At 57.5% G+C, this 14,543-nt stretch carries 16 protein-coding genes, 1 tRNA gene and 2 pseudogenes; 10 read left to right on the top strand and 9 right to left on the bottom strand.

Annotation, left to right across the window (positions count from 1 at the left end; all coding sequences use genetic code 11):
- Positions 1-39 precede the first annotated feature (39 nt).
- From ACPV0M_RS01000 to ACPV0M_RS00990, 3 genes are all read left to right on the top strand, one after another.
- Positions 40-945, top strand: a complete 906-nt coding sequence (locus ACPV0M_RS01000) for an ATP-binding cassette domain-containing protein (RefSeq protein WP_425621141.1) — start codon at positions 40-42, stop codon at positions 943-945.
- Positions 942-1,739, top strand: a complete 798-nt coding sequence (locus ACPV0M_RS00995) for an ABC transporter permease subunit (protein WP_425621140.1) — start codon at positions 942-944, stop codon at positions 1,737-1,739. The genes ACPV0M_RS01000 and ACPV0M_RS00995 overlap by 4 nt, the downstream gene beginning before the upstream one ends.
- Before the next feature lie 111 nt (positions 1,740-1,850).
- Positions 1,851-2,492: a hypothetical protein gene (locus tag ACPV0M_RS00990; protein WP_425621139.1), complete on the top strand. Its 642-nt coding sequence runs from the start codon at positions 1,851-1,853 to the stop codon at positions 2,490-2,492.
- Positions 2,493-2,893: 401 nt separating this feature from the next.
- Here ACPV0M_RS00990 and pheA read toward each other — a convergent pair whose 3' ends face one another.
- Together pheA and aroF are read right to left on the bottom strand one after the other, a co-directional pair.
- Entirely contained in the window at positions 2,894-4,015 is a 1,122-nt protein-coding gene (gene pheA, locus ACPV0M_RS00985) for a prephenate dehydratase (RefSeq protein WP_425621138.1), read from the bottom strand.
- A gap of 18 nt (positions 4,016-4,033) precedes the next feature.
- Positions 4,034-4,993, bottom strand: a complete 960-nt coding sequence (aroF, locus tag ACPV0M_RS00980; RefSeq protein WP_425621137.1) for a 3-deoxy-7-phosphoheptulonate synthase — start codon at positions 4,991-4,993, stop codon at positions 4,034-4,036.
- A gap of 737 nt (positions 4,994-5,730) precedes the next feature.
- Here aroF and ACPV0M_RS00975 point away from each other — a divergent pair.
- The 4 genes from ACPV0M_RS00975 (at position 5,731) to ACPV0M_RS00960 (ending at position 9,087) form a co-directional block, all read left to right on the top strand.
- On the top strand, positions 5,731-6,033 hold the full coding sequence (locus ACPV0M_RS00975) for a hypothetical protein (protein WP_425621136.1): 303 nt from the start codon (positions 5,731-5,733) through the stop codon (positions 6,031-6,033).
- A gap of 63 nt (positions 6,034-6,096) precedes the next feature.
- On the top strand, positions 6,097-6,531 hold the full coding sequence (locus tag ACPV0M_RS00970; RefSeq protein ID WP_425621135.1) for a hypothetical protein: 435 nt from the start codon (positions 6,097-6,099) through the stop codon (positions 6,529-6,531).
- Between the two features lie 1,649 nt (positions 6,532-8,180).
- Positions 8,181-8,528, top strand: a complete 348-nt coding sequence (locus tag ACPV0M_RS00965; RefSeq protein ID WP_425621134.1) for a hypothetical protein — start codon at positions 8,181-8,183, stop codon at positions 8,526-8,528.
- 94 nt (positions 8,529-8,622) lie between these two features.
- Positions 8,623-9,087, top strand: coding sequence for a CBS domain-containing protein (locus ACPV0M_RS00960; protein WP_425621133.1), 465 nt, complete (start codon positions 8,623-8,625; stop codon positions 9,085-9,087).
- 192 nt (positions 9,088-9,279) lie between these two features.
- On the opposite strand, the gene ACPV0M_RS00955 is transcribed toward ACPV0M_RS00960, so the two are convergent.
- Complete coding sequence (locus ACPV0M_RS00955; RefSeq protein WP_425621132.1) at positions 9,280-9,501, bottom strand: hypothetical protein; 222 nt, start codon at positions 9,499-9,501, stop codon at positions 9,280-9,282.
- A gap of 12 nt (positions 9,502-9,513) precedes the next feature.
- Positions 9,514-9,708, bottom strand: a pseudogene (locus tag ACPV0M_RS00950) (peroxiredoxin); the annotation flags it as partial.
- A 317-nt stretch (positions 9,709-10,025) separates the two neighbouring features.
- On the opposite strand from ACPV0M_RS00950, the gene ACPV0M_RS00945 reads away from it, so the two are divergent.
- A complete protein-coding gene (locus ACPV0M_RS00945) occupies positions 10,026-10,310 on the top strand; it encodes a hypothetical protein (RefSeq protein ID WP_425621131.1) in 285 nt (94 codons plus the stop codon).
- Between the two features lie 172 nt (positions 10,311-10,482).
- On the opposite strand, the gene ACPV0M_RS00940 is transcribed toward ACPV0M_RS00945, so the two are convergent.
- A complete protein-coding gene (locus tag ACPV0M_RS00940) occupies positions 10,483-10,911 on the bottom strand; it encodes a hotdog fold thioesterase (protein ID WP_425621130.1) in 429 nt (142 codons plus the stop codon).
- A gap of 64 nt (positions 10,912-10,975) precedes the next feature.
- On the bottom strand, positions 10,976-11,677 hold the full coding sequence (locus ACPV0M_RS00935) for a hypothetical protein (RefSeq protein WP_425621129.1): 702 nt from the start codon (positions 11,675-11,677) through the stop codon (positions 10,976-10,978).
- A 314-nt stretch (positions 11,678-11,991) separates the two neighbouring features.
- Between ACPV0M_RS00935 and ACPV0M_RS00930 the strand changes: the two genes are divergently transcribed.
- Complete coding sequence (locus tag ACPV0M_RS00930) at positions 11,992-12,315, top strand: hypothetical protein (RefSeq protein ID WP_425621128.1); 324 nt, start codon at positions 11,992-11,994, stop codon at positions 12,313-12,315.
- Between the two features lie 368 nt (positions 12,316-12,683).
- A pseudogene (locus ACPV0M_RS00925) lies at positions 12,684-12,776 on the top strand (hypothetical protein); the annotation flags it as partial.
- A 156-nt stretch (positions 12,777-12,932) separates the two neighbouring features.
- On the opposite strand, the gene ACPV0M_RS00920 reads toward ACPV0M_RS00925, so the two are convergent.
- The 3 genes from ACPV0M_RS00920 to ACPV0M_RS00910 all read right to left on the bottom strand — a co-directional run bounded on the left by ACPV0M_RS00920 (position 12,933) and on the right by ACPV0M_RS00910 (position 14,535).
- A complete protein-coding gene (locus ACPV0M_RS00920) occupies positions 12,933-13,121 on the bottom strand; it encodes a hypothetical protein (protein ID WP_425621127.1) in 189 nt (62 codons plus the stop codon).
- Between the two features lie 115 nt (positions 13,122-13,236).
- Positions 13,237-13,325 (bottom strand) — tRNA-Leu (locus tag ACPV0M_RS00915).
- A gap of 190 nt (positions 13,326-13,515) precedes the next feature.
- Positions 13,516-14,535, bottom strand: a complete 1,020-nt coding sequence (locus ACPV0M_RS00910; protein WP_425621126.1) for a cation diffusion facilitator family transporter — start codon at positions 14,533-14,535, stop codon at positions 13,516-13,518.
- Positions 14,536-14,543: the final 8 nt, after the last annotated feature.

The following is a 14,543-nucleotide window of genomic DNA, read 5'->3' as shown; positions in this document are numbered from 1 at the left end:
GGGGAAAGAATATGGCTAGCGTCAGAGGGAGGTATCCGATTGCCGGTCATCCGCACCGAAAATCTTACCAAGCGTTACGGCCCGGTCACGGCCATCACCGACATCAACCTCGCGGTCAGCGACGCCTCGATCTACGGTTTCCTGGGAGCCAACGGTTCCGGCAAAACGACCACGATCCGCTCCCTTCTGGGACTTATCAGGCCGACCGGCGGCCAGGCCTACCTTTTCGAGCACCCGGTCGGGCAAAACGGCAAAGAGCTCCGGCGACGCATCGGTTACCTGCCCGGGGAACTCCGCTTCTATGAAGACATGAGCGGGGAGGAAACCCTGCGCTTCCTGGGGCGCTTTTACGGGCGCGACTTTGCCCGCCGGCGGCGGCAAATCGCCGAAAGGCTGGAGCTTTCCAGGAGCGCGCTGTGGCTTCCCGTCCGTAAGTATTCCCGGGGGATGAAACAGAAACTGGGCATCATCCAGGCCTTGCAGCACGACCCTGAACTGCTGATCCTCGACGAGCCCACCGAGGGTTTGGACCCGCTCATGCAAAGGGCCTTTTACGATTTGATCCGCGAGGCGAAGCACGAGGGAAAGACGATCTTTATGTCGTCCCATAACCTGTCGGAGGTCGAAAAGGTCTGTGAGAGGGTGGGCATCGTCCGCCAGGGACGCCTTGTGGCCGACGAAAGCATAGAAACGCTGCGGGAGAAGCGCCTGCATATCGTCGAAGTCACGCTCGACCAGCCTGCCCCGGCGGAGCTTTTCCGCCTGCCCGATGTCGAAGTCAGGCAGTTGGACCAGCGCCGGGTGGAACTCAAGGTCCGCGGCGTCCTCGACCCCCTGTTGAGGCGTCTCGCCGGCCTGACCATCAGGGACCTGGTCGTTCAGCGCGCTTCTCTTGAAGACGTGTTCATGGAGTTTTACCGTAAAGGAGACAACAAGGTCAAGTGAGTACAACCCTGATGGCGGTCATCGCGTGGCGGAGGAAAACGACCCTGGTGGTCTATACCCTGGCCATGGCCGGCTTCATGTACCTGATCGCAGCGGTATATCCTTCCCTGCGCCAGGTGGGCGTCGATTTCATGCAGGCGCTCCCGGAAAGCATCCGCAGCCTCATGGGGGGACGGGAGCTGGCCCTGACCAGCGTTCCCGGGTTCCTGGCCGTGGGCTACAACCACCCGCTGGTTTTGGTGCTCTTCAGCGCCTTCGTCATCTCTTCGGCCACGCAGGCCGCGGCGGGGGAGATCGACCGGCGGACGGTCGACCTCATCCTGAGCCGGCCCGTGACCCGCTTCCAGGTGCTCGGTTCGCACGTGCTCTTCGCCCTTCTCGGCCTGGCGATCCTTTCCACCGCCGTCTGGAGCGGCACGGCCATCGGCGTACGGATGGGTTTCCTGACACCGGCCCCCGACCTGCAAAGCCTGACGCTTATTTCCGTGAACCTTTTCGCCCTCTTTTTTGCCGTCGCCGGGTACTCCTTCCTGTTTTCGTCCCTGACCAGCGAGACCGGACGCAGCAATGCCTTGGCGGGAAGCCTGACCGCCGTCTTCTTCTTCATGAAGTTCATCGGCGACCTCTGGGACAGGGCCTCCTTCCTCAAAACGTTCTCCATCTTCCAGTACTACGACCCCGCAGGCGTTCTCCTCAAGGCGGATCATTTTACGCGCGACCTGGTCGTCCTATTCGTCATCGGCGCCGTCACCCTGGCCGGCGCCTTCGTCGTCTTCCAGGAACGGGACGTGTAACAAGGGCGCTGAACGTTGGCATTGAGCGCGGCGGGCGGAGCCTGCCTTTATGGATATACATAAGCATCTCGACGGAATACTAAAGGCAAAATCCAGCAGGAGGTGCCAGTCATGGCTGACCACGAGAACCGTCGCCATGCAGACCGCAACGGGAGAAGATTCGGACGCCCCGACCCCTGGTTTTGGGCCTTGCTGGTAGGAGCGGCGGCCCTGGCTTTCGTCGTCGGGCTTTTCAGCGCGCCCGCCTTCAACATGGACGCCGCCAGGAGACCCGCGGCCCCGGCGGTAACCGCCACAGACGTCCGCGATTTCATCACGGATTCGGGCAACCGCGACGCCATGGTTGCCATTCTCAGCTCGCCGAGCGCGCGGCAACCGATGGTGAAAATCATGTCCGCCCCGGAGATGCAGCGGGCGCTGGCCGTATGGATGCGCTCCCCGGAGATGCGCGACGCCATGATCGGGGCTCTGGCCCGTCCCGACGGGACCGAAGCCATGATCAAAATGATGGACGACCCCCAGATGCAGAACGCCATGGCCGAAGTTTTCGGCGACCCACGGGCCCGCCGGGGCGTACTGAACACGATGGCCGATCCCCGGGTCCGCGACACTTTGCGGGCTATGGCCCGTGACCCCAGGATCGCGCCCTTTCTAGTTCCGCCGCAGCCGCAGCCCGCTTCCCAGCCCGCGCCGCAGCCGCAGCCCGCTCCCTCAGGTAACAGCGGCGAAATAACGGTGCCGCCGGCACCATAACTTGGGGTCAGGTCTCAGTTCAAACTGAGGAATACGGAGGAGAAAATTAGTGTCGCTCCTACAGATTCTTGCCGCAATCGCAATCGTCGCCGGTTTCGTCCTCGCTTACTTCTACATTGTCCGCCTGGCCAGGCCCACCCTTAAAGACCGGCGCTGACGTGCCGGCCGGTGTTAGGTATTAGGCGTTAGGTATGAGATCCAGGAAGAAAGAAAGGTTCTAAGAACAGTCACACTTTGGGACGGCAGGCATATTATGGCTACCAAACTGAATATGGCGTAGCACAACGCACCTCTCCCGTAAGCCGGCCCCCCGGGGGGCCGGCCTTCACTTTTGCCGGGGCTGTAACCCGGCGTCTTTCGGCACGCATAAACGGTGTGCGCTTTAGAAACCGGCCAGGGCGCTACAACTCCTGCAACCTGCGCTGGGCTTCCTGGACGGCGACCGAATCAGCGAGCAGCAGGCGGTAAATGCGCTCGACCGTCTCGGGGTTATACCCCCGCCGTCCGGCCAGCTCTTTTAACCGGGTAATGATGGCCCGTTCACGGACCGGGTCGCGCAGCGGTCCCTTCTTCAAGCTGCCGATCCGTCGGACAAGACCGGCCCGCCTGGCCAGCAGATCGAGAATCTGGCTGTCGACCGCGTCGATCTCCCTGCGGATGTCTTCGACAGACTCCCCGGTCCCGGCGCCCGCACCGGCGTTCGGCCGTGCGGCGGGGTAACTGCCCAGGATCGCCAGGCTGCGGCAATCCTGCCTTAATTCATTCAGGACGTCGTCCAAGGGCGGCGCTCCGGCGTGTCCCTCGACGTCGATAAAAAACAGGTATTTACCCAAGCGGGTCCTGGCCGGCCGTGACTCGATGCGCGTCAGGTTCAGTCCCCGGCGGGCGAAGTTCCCCAGCAGGGCATAGAGCGCCCCGGGCCGGTCGGTGATCTCCACGAGGAGCGAGGTCTTGTCGTTACCGCTCGGCGGAAGGGCGTCGCGGGTGATAACAAGAAAACGGGTCTCATTGTCGCGTATGTCGCAGGCGTTGTCGTCCAGGACCGCAAGCCCGTACAACGCGGCTGCCTCGACCGTACCCAGACAGGCCCAGGGCTCATCCGTCGCGGCAACCAGGCGGGCCGCCTCGGCCGTGCTGGCCGCCGGGCACAGCCGGGCGCTTTTCAGCCTCGAGGCTACGAATTCACGGCACTGCGCCAGGGCCTGAGGGTGGGAAAGAACGACGCGCACGTCGTCCGCCGCCGTTCCGGGGCGGGCCAGGAGGCGGTGCTGCACCGGCAGGATCAGCTCCCCGCCGATCTTAATGTGCTCGTGTTCGCGCACCAGGATATCCATCGTTTCGTCCAGGGAACCCTCGGCGGCGTTTTCGGCCGGAAGGATGCCCTCATCCAGCACGCCTTCCTTCACCCCGTCAACGATCTCCCGCAAAGAGTGACACGGTATAAGGGCGGCACCGCCGTTTTGACGCATGGCGGCGGCTTCAGCCGAAAAAGTGCCCCTGGGACCCAGATAACCGATCTTCAAACTTCCCTTCCTCCTTTTCTACATATCCCTGCCGATGATGGGGGAAAGGGACCTTAATTCATTCATCAGGGAGGCAAATACCTCGGGGGTCAGCGACTGCTTTCCGTCGCACAGCGCCTTGGCGGGACACGGGTGCATCTCGATGATCAACCCGTCCGCCCCGGCGGCGACCGCCGCCCTGGACATCGGGACCACTAGATCCGGGTCTCCCGTAGCGTGGCTGGGATCAACGATCACCGGCAGGTGCGTCAGGCGTTTCGCCAGGGCCACAGCGCTGAGGTCCAGCGTGTTGCGGGTCGACGGCTCAAAGGTCCTGATGCCCCGCTCGCAGAGGACCACCTGGCCGTTGCCCGAAGCCAGCAGGTACTCGGCGGCCAAAAGCCACTCCTCGACCGTCGCCGCCAGGCCGCGCTTGAGCAGAACCGGCTTGTGCGCGCCGGCGACGGCCCGCAGGAGATGGTAATTCTGCATGTTGCGGGCGCCTATCTGCAGCATATCCACGTATTCGACGGCCAACTCCAGGCTGCGCTCGTCAACCACCTCGGTGACGGTCGCCAAACCCGTCTCCCTTGAAACCTCGCGCATGATCTTCAGGCCTTCCAGCTCAAGACCCTGGAAGCTGTAAGGGGACGTGCGCGGCTTGAAAGCCCCGCCGCGCAGGACGGTTGCCCCCGCAGCGGCCGCGGCGCGAGCCGCTTCCAGGAGCTGTTCCCTGCCCTCGATGGCGCACGGGCCGGCGATCACGGCCAGTTTCTTTCCGCCGATGACAGCACTGCCGACCCGGACGGTTGTCTGGCCGCCGTTCCTGCGCCAGGCCAAACGGTAAGGCGGGACCTTGACCGCCTCGTTGCCGGTGGGCGTGTGAGGCGTCCCGTTGGCATCGCCCCCCGCGTCAGGGGGGAACGGAAAGCCGAATCGCCCGTGACCCCCTTCAAACCCGGACATCACCGGCAAAGCGCTTTTCGTCGTTCTTACCATCAGAACCCCTCCTGAAAAATAATAATGCCCGGCGTCTTCCCCCTTTGGGACGAAAGCGCCGGGCTCTCGCGGTACCACCCAAATTGACCATAAAGGTCCCCTCTGTCGGGTACGGGAAATCCCCCATAAACAAAACGTCCTTCATCCCTAAGGGACGAAGGACGATCAGCCTCCGCGGTACCACCCTAATTGATCGCAGATCCGCTCTAGGTACGGGAGAATATCCGATACCCGCTCCCTGGTAACGGCGGGAGAATCCCGGCACAGCCTACTCAATACGGAGGTCGGAGGTCAGACATCAGATGTCGGACTCGATGCGATCATAAATGATCGCTGCCCCCATTTTTCAACTGGGCGACTCCGGAGAGAACTTCAACCCACCATACCCGGACGCGCTTCCAGTCGACGGCGCATCCTCCCTGTGGAGCTGGGACGGGCCTACTTTTCTCCTTCACGGTCTTTGTCGGTTTAATATGGAGTTATCGTACCAGTGCCTGCCTCAACTGTCAAGAGCAATTCATTTGGAACGGACGTATTTCAGGTCCCCGTCGGGACCGCTGACGACGGCGACTTCCCAGCCGCAGGGGCAGCGCAGCACGCAGGGATCTTATAGTCTATGCAGGTTGCCTGCAAAAATTTCCTCCAGCTTTGTCGTAGTTTTCAACAGTCCTATTGCTGTTAACCCCCGATGCCTCCTATTGTATAATAGTATAAGCTTGTACGAGGGAGGCGCTATCGTGGACATAAACTGCCCGAGATGCGGTTCGAGCAAGGTGGTAAGAGTGGGCCAGTACGGCAAGTTCATCGGCTGGCTCTTCGGCGGCATCGCCGTACTGGTTGTGGCGGGGTTTGCGACGGGGCTGCCGCTGTGGTTTTTTGCGCCCTTCTGGGGACTCTTCGCCCTGGGCACCTACATGAAGAACCCGCTCCTGGAGTGCGATAGCTGCCACCTTGAGTGGGACCCCAAGAAACCGCCCGTGATCGAAAAGAAGAAAACCGGCAATTCGGGGAAGAAATCCGGGAGGCGTGCCAGGAAGTAGGCCGCAGGACGAGGCCAAGACCCCTCGCTGCAGGTTTTAGAACGGAGTTCGGGGAGGCAGGCGATGAAAGTCCAGGTCCCTTTCGACTTACTGAAAGAATTGGTCGACCGGCTCTCGGTCCTGGAACAGGAAATGAAGGCCATCAGGGTCAAGATCAACAATCTCTATGCCGAAGGCGGCAAGGAGATCCTGGTCTCGACCATCCGTTACGTGGCGCCCCTCGCCGACGTACAGCGCGCCGGAGGCGTGGTCACCCCGCTCGAACTCAGTTGGTTCTGCCGGAAATACGGGAAAAACCCCAAGGGGGCGGCCGGCTATTTTACCGGTGCCAGGCCCAGCATGCGCTCCATCAGCGAGGACCAGCGGGCCATCACCGAGGACGGTCTGGCCCGCGTTAGGCAAATAGAAGCGGAATACGGGGAAGACTGGCTCGACAGGATTCCGCTCGACGTGGTGGGGAATCCCGAGGTCGACGGGCATACGCTGATCTATATTTGAGCGCTGAGCATTGGGTGTTGGAAGCTTGAGGGGATTCGGCAAAGCTGAATCCCCTTCTCTACTCATTCCAGTACACAATGCTCAGTGCTCGGCGCTGATAAGCGGAGTATGCGATACCGCCCCTGGCGTAGACTATAGCTGAAAGTAAAGGACCTCAATGCTCATTAAGTTGGGGGTGTCCTGCTTGTCGTCGGTATTCTGGTGGCTGGCCGCTATCGTCGTTTTCGGGGCCGTCCTGGGGGCCGTTATCTGGTGGTACGCCGTGAATGCCCAGTATAGGTCCTAACGGACTTGATGTTGGCAGTCGGCAGTCGGACTCGAAGGAATTCCTGTACAGGAATTCCTAACTATTTAGGTCGCAAGCCGTATGCTTAATCCAACAGATCGAGCGGTGGGAAGGACGACCGAAATTCATTGCTGTCGGCCGTTTGCCGTCAGCTATTCGAAAAGGTCCACGCTCAATACACCGGCAGCTGATAGCCCAGAGCAGTGTCGTAGGCACTCTTGGGAGCTTGTCAACTTTTTGGAGAGGGTCCATGCCGTCATGCAGGAATTTTCGCTCCGGTGTCAAATTACTTATTTTCGAGAGGGAGTCCGAGGCCCCCACGGTGCCGAATCCTTGTTCCCTCACAAGGGTATAAGTAGTCTGTCTCCGCCCGCTACGCCAGCCGGTTTTTTAAAACCGCCCTGACAGACGGCTAGGTACCTGGTTGAGGCCCCCGCGTCACAAATCGTCTATGCAAAGTCTTCTCCGTTACAGGAGGGGATTTTTCGTTTTTCTTCCCCTCTCTTCTACCGTTTGAATAACGCCGGCGCAGCCGGAACGGAATGCCTTCAAGCCGTTGGCAGTATAAGCAGTATAAATAAGAAAATCCCTTGCGGACACGCGCAAGGGATTTGATTGTCGGCTCAGGCAGACCTTAGCAAGAATCATCCTGATTTTGCAGTGCCGGGGTCTCAACCACTTGTCGGTTAGGGGTCGGGCCTTACATCTGCTCCCCCGTGGTTTCCCACGGTTTATTGCCTCTCGCCCACGCCCCCGCGCTACCCAGGGCACCGGCTACTGTCATTTCGGCTGACTTACCTTATTCCTGCACCGGCCTGCCTGTTGCTGCACCAAGACCGGCCGCCATTGGGTTCCTCCCTTCTGGCTACCAGGTTTACCCTCCTGGGGTAATCCCGGTCCCTAACTTACCGATCTTGTGCTCCTACTCACATGTTACCCCCATATCACAATATTTGTCAATGCCTTTGTCAGAAAATTGAACCAACTATTTTCTGTACATGGCAGAACTGAAAAACCCCTGGCCTTTCGGGTCCTTGGAGGCTCCTTCTTCGGTTACCTCTTTTTGAAGAACCTTCAGGTTACCTTTTTGCCTCTGGACTAACCAATTACCCTGCTGGTTTCTTGGCTTACCCTTTTGGCCCGATCTTGTGCTTGTGATCACATTCTCGCATGCCCTTGACCCGCTGTCAATACCTTTTTATAAGTTTTTTAGGAGAATTTTTTATGCTATCGTCCGGCTCAGTTAAAGTGTATTCTAAGTCTAAGCGCCACGCTCTTAAGAAATGCCCGAGGGAAGGCACCGCATCTCCGTCCGGAAAAGCCTCATCCGCCTAATCTCAACAGTGAAACCGGAGGTGAAAACGTGACTGCTTTAATAATCATCGCCGTCCTGGTCTTGATCGGCGGGCTCGGCTTCATCGTCCTGTGGGCCCTGACACGGGAGAAAATCGACGAGGAGGCCATTTTCCTGGATGACCCCGGCGAGCTGGAGATCGACGGGCGGAAGCTCGCCTGCCCGGCCTGCGGCTACGACGCTTTCTGGCACCGGAAGACGTTGATGAACACCCCGGCCATGACCTTCCTTGGGTTCGACTGGATGAACAAGAACGCCGACAACTACATTTGTGCCAAATGTAACTATATCATGTGGTTTTACCGGCGGGGCACCAACGGCGTGGCCCTCAAGAAAGATAGAAACTTAAATCTATAGACTTGTCCCCTCACAGATGATATGAAAAAGGTAAGGAACCGGCTTTTAGACAAGAACCCCTATATACGCTGCAGATAAAGAAAGGGTGGGGAGAATGGCAAAAGAACTCAAGGCTGGAGATATAATGACGACCGCGGTCATTACCGTCAACCCTGACGACGAGGTGGAAAAAGTGGCCCGTTTGCTGCTGGAGCACCACATCAGCGGGCTGCCCGTCGTGGATGAGGAAGGACAGCTTGTGGGCATTATCACGGAGGGCGACCTGGTATTTCAGGAAAAGAAGATAAGGGCCCCGCTCTACACCGTCATCCTGGGCGGCGTGATCTACCTGGAGAAGCCGCAGCACTTCATCGATGAACTCAAGCGGACGATAGCACGAAAGGTCGGCGAGCTCATGTCCACCAAGCTGCATACGGTGGGACCGGACGCTTCCGTCGAAGACATTGCCACCATCATGGTTGAAAGGAATATCAACCGGGTTCCGGTCGTGGACGAGGACAACAAGCTTATCGGAATCGTCAGCCGGCAGGATATTATCCGGGCCACCCACGGGAAATAGCCGCTTCACCCCGTCGTGCCACGAAACCAGAAAGGCCGCCCGGTAACGGACGGCCTTCCTGGCCAACACATCAGGAGTCTGGCTCTTAGTCCTTATATCGTACCGTACTAGCCTAAAATATAGGGGTTACCCATAGGAATTTAAAAAGTCGATACTTCTCATTTGTACGAGTCAAGCCGGAACAATTGGGTGCTAGCGCAACCTGGCACGGCCGAGATCGGTGATAGTGTAGCGGCCGTTTTCCTCCTGTATATAGCCGGCCTGGGCCATTTCTCTTAGGCCGCTCCGGACCCTGTAAACGGGGATGCTGGAGACTTCGGCCGCTTCTTCAGGCGTTGCGGCCCCATCAACCAGTGCCTGGAGGATAAGCTTTCCCGGACGGGTCACCGTTCCATCGGGATTGACACATGCCATACCGGGGCCCCCTTAGAGTTTCTTTTTGCAGAAATACCAGTCTTTCCAGTTGAGACCTTCTTCGAGGCGCTCCTCGGCCATCTCCTGGGTGACCGGCGGAGGTACGATCACCTCGTCGCCAGGGCGCCAGTTGGCCGGAGTGGCGACCTTGTACTCATCAGCGGTCTCGAGGGCATCGATCAGGCGCAGGATTTCATCCGTATTTTTCTTTGTTTTCCCGCATTGCGGACAAAAACCGAAGAATGCAGGTTCATATTGCTGGTTCCTTGTCAATAGACAAGCAGGCCGTCGTCCTCGCTGAACCAGGCCACACAGCGGACCGACCGGTTTCCCGGCCTGAGTTCGGGGTAATGGCGATTGTTATTCCGTACGCTCTTCAAACACATCCACTGCTGTAATGTCCGTGAAACACTTCTCAAAATCACCCTGAACAATTCGGAGTTTTCTTCGTCAAGGACTGACAGCCTGTCGTCGTTCCTGCGGGCTACAATGGGAATGAGACCTGATGAAGGCTGGTGATGTCGATGCGCGATTTGGTCAGGAAAGTCCAGCCGGGAGCGGATCTGGTAGAAACCCTCAACCGACTGCTCCCCGGAGCCTGGTACGCCAGGGGGAAAACCCCAGCCAAACAAAGGTTCGAAGGGCTGCGGATCATGCAAGTGATCTATGACCCGGATATGAAGCAGTTCGGATATCGCGTCGGCGGAGCGAGGATCCGCTGCCGGAAAACCAACAGCCGAGTGGTGCAGAAGTTCATACTCACCTTTGACTACCGCAATAACGCCTTTCGCTTAAAAAAAGACGCTTAAGACCCCAAGGCAGCCGGCGTTCGAAGACGCCAAGAGCATCCAAAGGCTTTTGGCCGCCGCGGCCGCCCGTCCGCAAATCAGGAAGCCCGGCCCCGAGGGTTCGGACCTGCCCCTAGTTAGGGCCTCCTTCCGGCCCGTTATCTATGTCACCATCTCCATCCAGCAACGGTTTCTATAGAATGCTTTGTCCCAACAGGTAAACAGAACCATGCGCAAGGGCCAGCTTTTGTCCCAGTTCATCTCTGACTTCAATACGGTAAAGCCCTGTTCTACGGGTGCGGCTTTCTTCCGTTGCAACAGCTTCCAATATGCTTCCCTCTGTCGAGGCCTTGATGTAAGAGATGGTAACATTGGTCGCAACTGCCGCTTCACCATAGGAATTGCTGGCCACGGCCAGGGCGAAGTCCGCGGCGGCAAAGAGGGCTGCCCCATGGGTCTTGCCCAGGGCATTTAAGTGTTGTTTGTTAACTCGTACTCTTACTCTGGCGAAACCCTGGCCTATCTCTACAATCTCCAGGCCAACCGACTTTGCAAAGTAGTCCTTTTCAAATGTCCGCAGAAGCGCGGCCTTATCGATTTGAGTATTGAGCTTTTCGGTCAATTTCGATTCCTCCAAATAATGCAATACGGTCATCGACTCCCTTAGACCGGTTTGGTTTTGCCTGTTAGGTCTTGCTTTCGATTACCAACATCTCATTCCCGTTTTTGACAAATTCGTAATCTACTTTTCTTATTGCCATCCGAAATGTACGAAAGTCGGGATCTTTAAGCAATTTCTTAACAAATACCGACTTTTTCCCTCTCAGATTAACCAGGGGGAAGATGCGTACTTCCTCCGAGCTAACCCTAATGAGTTCAAGAATGGTATTCTTGTGAAACCCATAATCCAAATGTTCATCGTACAAGAACAGGAAGTGGGATACCAAGGAAACGTCAAACTGGTTGTCCTTGAAGCTGCTGTGTGGGTACTCGGTGAAGACATACCTCTTATTCCCCTGCAGTTTGAAGTCATCCACAAAGAGTTTGTAGGCCTTTTCACGGGCCGCCCTTAAATCATCTACCGTTTTGAAGAAGTCCCAATTATACAAATCCATGACTTCCGCAAGCTTTGTCAAGACAGTCTCCAAATCTTTCCTGCACTTTTCTTCTATTTCGTACGGCGAAAAGCGATAGATCCTGTCGGATGCTATTACGTTAAAGCCTCTGGAGTTGGCTTCCGGACAAAATGAACTGACCCCCGAGGCAACGTCCAGAATCCTTTGCGTTTGGGGGTTTAAGTCATCGAGGGCGAACATCCTGTAATACTCGTCGAAGGTGCGACCGATGAGCACGACGTCCTTGAGATCAAGCTTCTGTTCCGTATCCATATTGAACCTCTTTCATAAGGCAACAGCGTTAGGGCTAACCTGAAACGTCCGAAAGCTGACGGGATGGCCTGACGGAGAATTGCTGGATATAACGGCCATTCATTTTAGAAAGGAAAGACGCCCCACCAGGGACGTCCCCACTAAAACGATATGGTTATTGTATCATCATATGCGCTGGAAGAAAACCCCGACATTTGTTCCACTTGCTCGTCGACGATCTTGCACTTGCCAGGGAACCAATCGTTGCCTCGCGGTCATAATCAGCGTGTTACGCAGTCCCAAGAGGTACAGAATAAAAACCGGAGGTGAAGCAGATGCGGCTGATCGCTATCATGCCGCGGGCGGAGCAGGTCGGCTTTCTGGTCGACAGCCTGCGTAACGCCGGCTTTGACCGCAAGGACATGGTTATTGCCGACATGTCCTCCGTCGCCGCGGCGGACGTACGAGCCGGGGAGGACCTGTCCTACCTGCAGACCGAGCGCGACGAACTCTGGGAAAAGGAGCCATGGGCCAGGCAGTTACTTGATGAATGCCACGGGGCCGGGATCGCCGTCGCCGTGGAGATGTCCCGTCACGACGCCCCGGAGGTGCGGGAGATTATGGAGCAGTCGGGAGCGCGCAAAATCCTGGAGGGATGAGCCGACGGCAGGTATCCGTTGCGTAGTTCCAACCTAAAAATCGGGCAAGATAAACAGTTCAAAATCCTGCCGCCAAGGATACGATAGGCAAGGCATCACAATCAATCGACGAATGTATTAAGAAGTGCCAGGAAGCCGTGAACCAAGTTTAGGTTGATCCCGAAACAGGTTCCCCTGATCTCCGGTCAGGGGAACCTATTGTGTTCACGCCTAAGCAACTTGCTAACTTTTATTGCCATACTACCCACGTTGCCTACATAACGGCCAACACCGAAAACCGAAAAGCCCGGAGGCCGCAAGCTCTGGGGTTTAGATACCTTATAATGGACCCAAGAATTTAGACACGAAAAAGACAACGTTTAAGGTGTATGACAGCCATGCGGAAGAATTATCCACCCAGCTTCAAGGCGCAGGTCGTGCTGGAAATTCTCAAAGAAGAAAAGACGATTTCTCAACTGGCCGCCGAGCACGGCATTCATCCCAACCAGCTGACCCGCTGGCGTAACCAGGCCATTGAGCAGTTGCCCGAGCTTTTTACTGACGACCGTAAGGGCATTGCTGCCCTGAAAGCCGGCTACGAAAAGCAAATTGAAGAACTCTACGCCGAGGTCGGCCGTCTAACTCCGGAGGTTGTCCGGCCAGCTCTGCGGATGTCTCCTGAAGAACTGGGAGACATGCCGGCGGTAGTCGGACAGGGCGCAGGAATTCCGCCCTTGAGCCTTCTTCACCACCAGGAAGGGCTCAAGTGCTTCCGTCCAGTCGGGCCTGGCTGCGCGGTGAATACGGGTGACCTTGGCTCTAGGCATAGAAAAACCCCTCCTCAAGCGGGCTTCACCCATCCTGGAAGGGGCCTTGTTCAAGCGAAAGGGATTCACAGTAATCGAAAGGGATTTCTCAATCCGCAAACCCTTGATATCACTGTGGTGCCGGAGACCGGGGTCGAACCGGTACGGGTGAAACCACCCGAGGGATTTTAAGTCCCTTGCGTCTGCCTATTCCGCCACTCCGGCACGTATTTGGACTATATTTTAGTATACACTATCGGGAGCATTACCGGCAATAAGACGGGGCAGCCGGCGGTTTCGGCCTTCGACAAACGGAGCTGATAAAAGCCGGCAGTTTCCCAAATGAAGGTTCAAAGGTCAAAGTTACGGAAGCCCGCGCAAACGGCATGCCCGGCCGAACGGTACAGCCTTGGGATTACCCGGAAACCTGCTGCGCCCCAGCGGGCTTGGGCGATTGCTTGGAGGCCGCAGTCAGGCTATCCTCGAAGACATCGGGCCATTGTCTCCGCCGGTCGTCCGCGATCACCGTGACCTGGGCGTGGCGGATCTGCGGAAACCGCTCCTTAACCTTGCGTTTCACAAGGAACCCCAAATCATCAGACTTATCCAGCGGCAGGCTGCCGTCGCCTTCGATTATGACCTCGAACAGGTAGCTGTTCGGGCCGATGGCCATAGACCTGATGGTATGTATGTCGTGGACACCCGGGATGGACATGATGAAGTCGCCGATCTCGCGGGTCGTTTCGGGGGGAAGAGATTCGCCCGTGATGATATCGGCGTTGTCCTTGGCCAGGGACATCCCGACGTAGAACAGGATAAGGCCGATGATAATGGACGCGATGCCGTCAAAGGTGACGATGCCGGTCCAATGGGTCAGCCCGATGGCGACCGCCGCGACGATAAGGCCGAGCAAGGCGATACTGTCTTCGAAAAAGATGAACCGCGTCGAGGGTGTAGCCTTCACCAGGGCTTTTATGCCGGCGGGGAACAGCCCCAGCCCGCGCGCCCTGGCGCCGCTTTCCGCGCACAAAGCCTTGAGGGCCATCGTCAGCGAATAGGTTTCAAAAACAATGCTGGCGCCCAGGATCGCCAGGTTGAGGGCCACGTGTTCCAGCGGCTCGGGGTGCAGTATCTTCATAACGCCGCCGTAGATAGAAAGCGCGCCGCCAATCGTGATCATGCCCAGGCTGGCCAGGAAGGAATAGAAGAAGACGCGCTTGCCGTAGCCGAAGTTGTAGTGCTGGTCCAGGGGACGTTTGGCCGACTTCACGCCGTAGAGCAGGAAGAAGCTGTTCGACCAGTCGGCCACCGAGTGCTTGAACTCCGCGGCCATCGCGCTGCTGCCGCTGACCACGGCGCCGCCCAGTTTCATCAGAGCGATGAGCCCGTTGGCCACCAGGGCCGCCTTGATCGCCGATTCGCTGTTGTGCGCCAAAATGCCAT

Origin of the sequence: Desulfosceptrum tomskiensis, from assembly GCF_049818055.1 — a bacterium.
In the GTDB taxonomy this organism is placed as follows: domain Bacteria; phylum Bacillota; class Desulfotomaculia; order Desulfotomaculales; family JASEER01; genus JBFLVT01.
This window is presented reverse-complemented; position numbering and strand designations above follow the sequence as displayed.

Coding starts and splice junctions, on each gene's coding strand:
- aroF (WP_425621137.1), bottom strand. CDS start 4,993: ATGGTAAGAACGACGAAAAGCGCTTTGCCGGTGATGTCCGGGTTTGAA.
- ACPV0M_RS00990 (WP_425621139.1), top strand. CDS start 1,851: ATGGCTGACCACGAGAACCGTCGCCATGCAGACCGCAACGGGAGAAGA.
- ACPV0M_RS00920 (WP_425621127.1), bottom strand. CDS start 13,121: ATGCCTAGAGCCAAGGTCACCCGTATTCACCGCGCAGCCAGGCCCGAC.
- ACPV0M_RS00930 (WP_425621128.1), top strand. CDS start 11,992: ATGCGGCTGATCGCTATCATGCCGCGGGCGGAGCAGGTCGGCTTTCTG.
- ACPV0M_RS00955 (WP_425621132.1), bottom strand. CDS start 9,501: ATGGCATGTGTCAATCCCGATGGAACGGTGACCCGTCCGGGAAAGCTT.
- ACPV0M_RS00945 (WP_425621131.1), top strand. CDS start 10,026: ATGCGCGATTTGGTCAGGAAAGTCCAGCCGGGAGCGGATCTGGTAGAA.
- ACPV0M_RS00970 (WP_425621135.1), top strand. CDS start 6,097: ATGAAAGTCCAGGTCCCTTTCGACTTACTGAAAGAATTGGTCGACCGG.
- ACPV0M_RS00935 (WP_425621129.1), bottom strand. CDS start 11,677: ATGGATACGGAACAGAAGCTTGATCTCAAGGACGTCGTGCTCATCGGT.
- ACPV0M_RS00960 (WP_425621133.1), top strand. CDS start 8,623: ATGGCAAAAGAACTCAAGGCTGGAGATATAATGACGACCGCGGTCATT.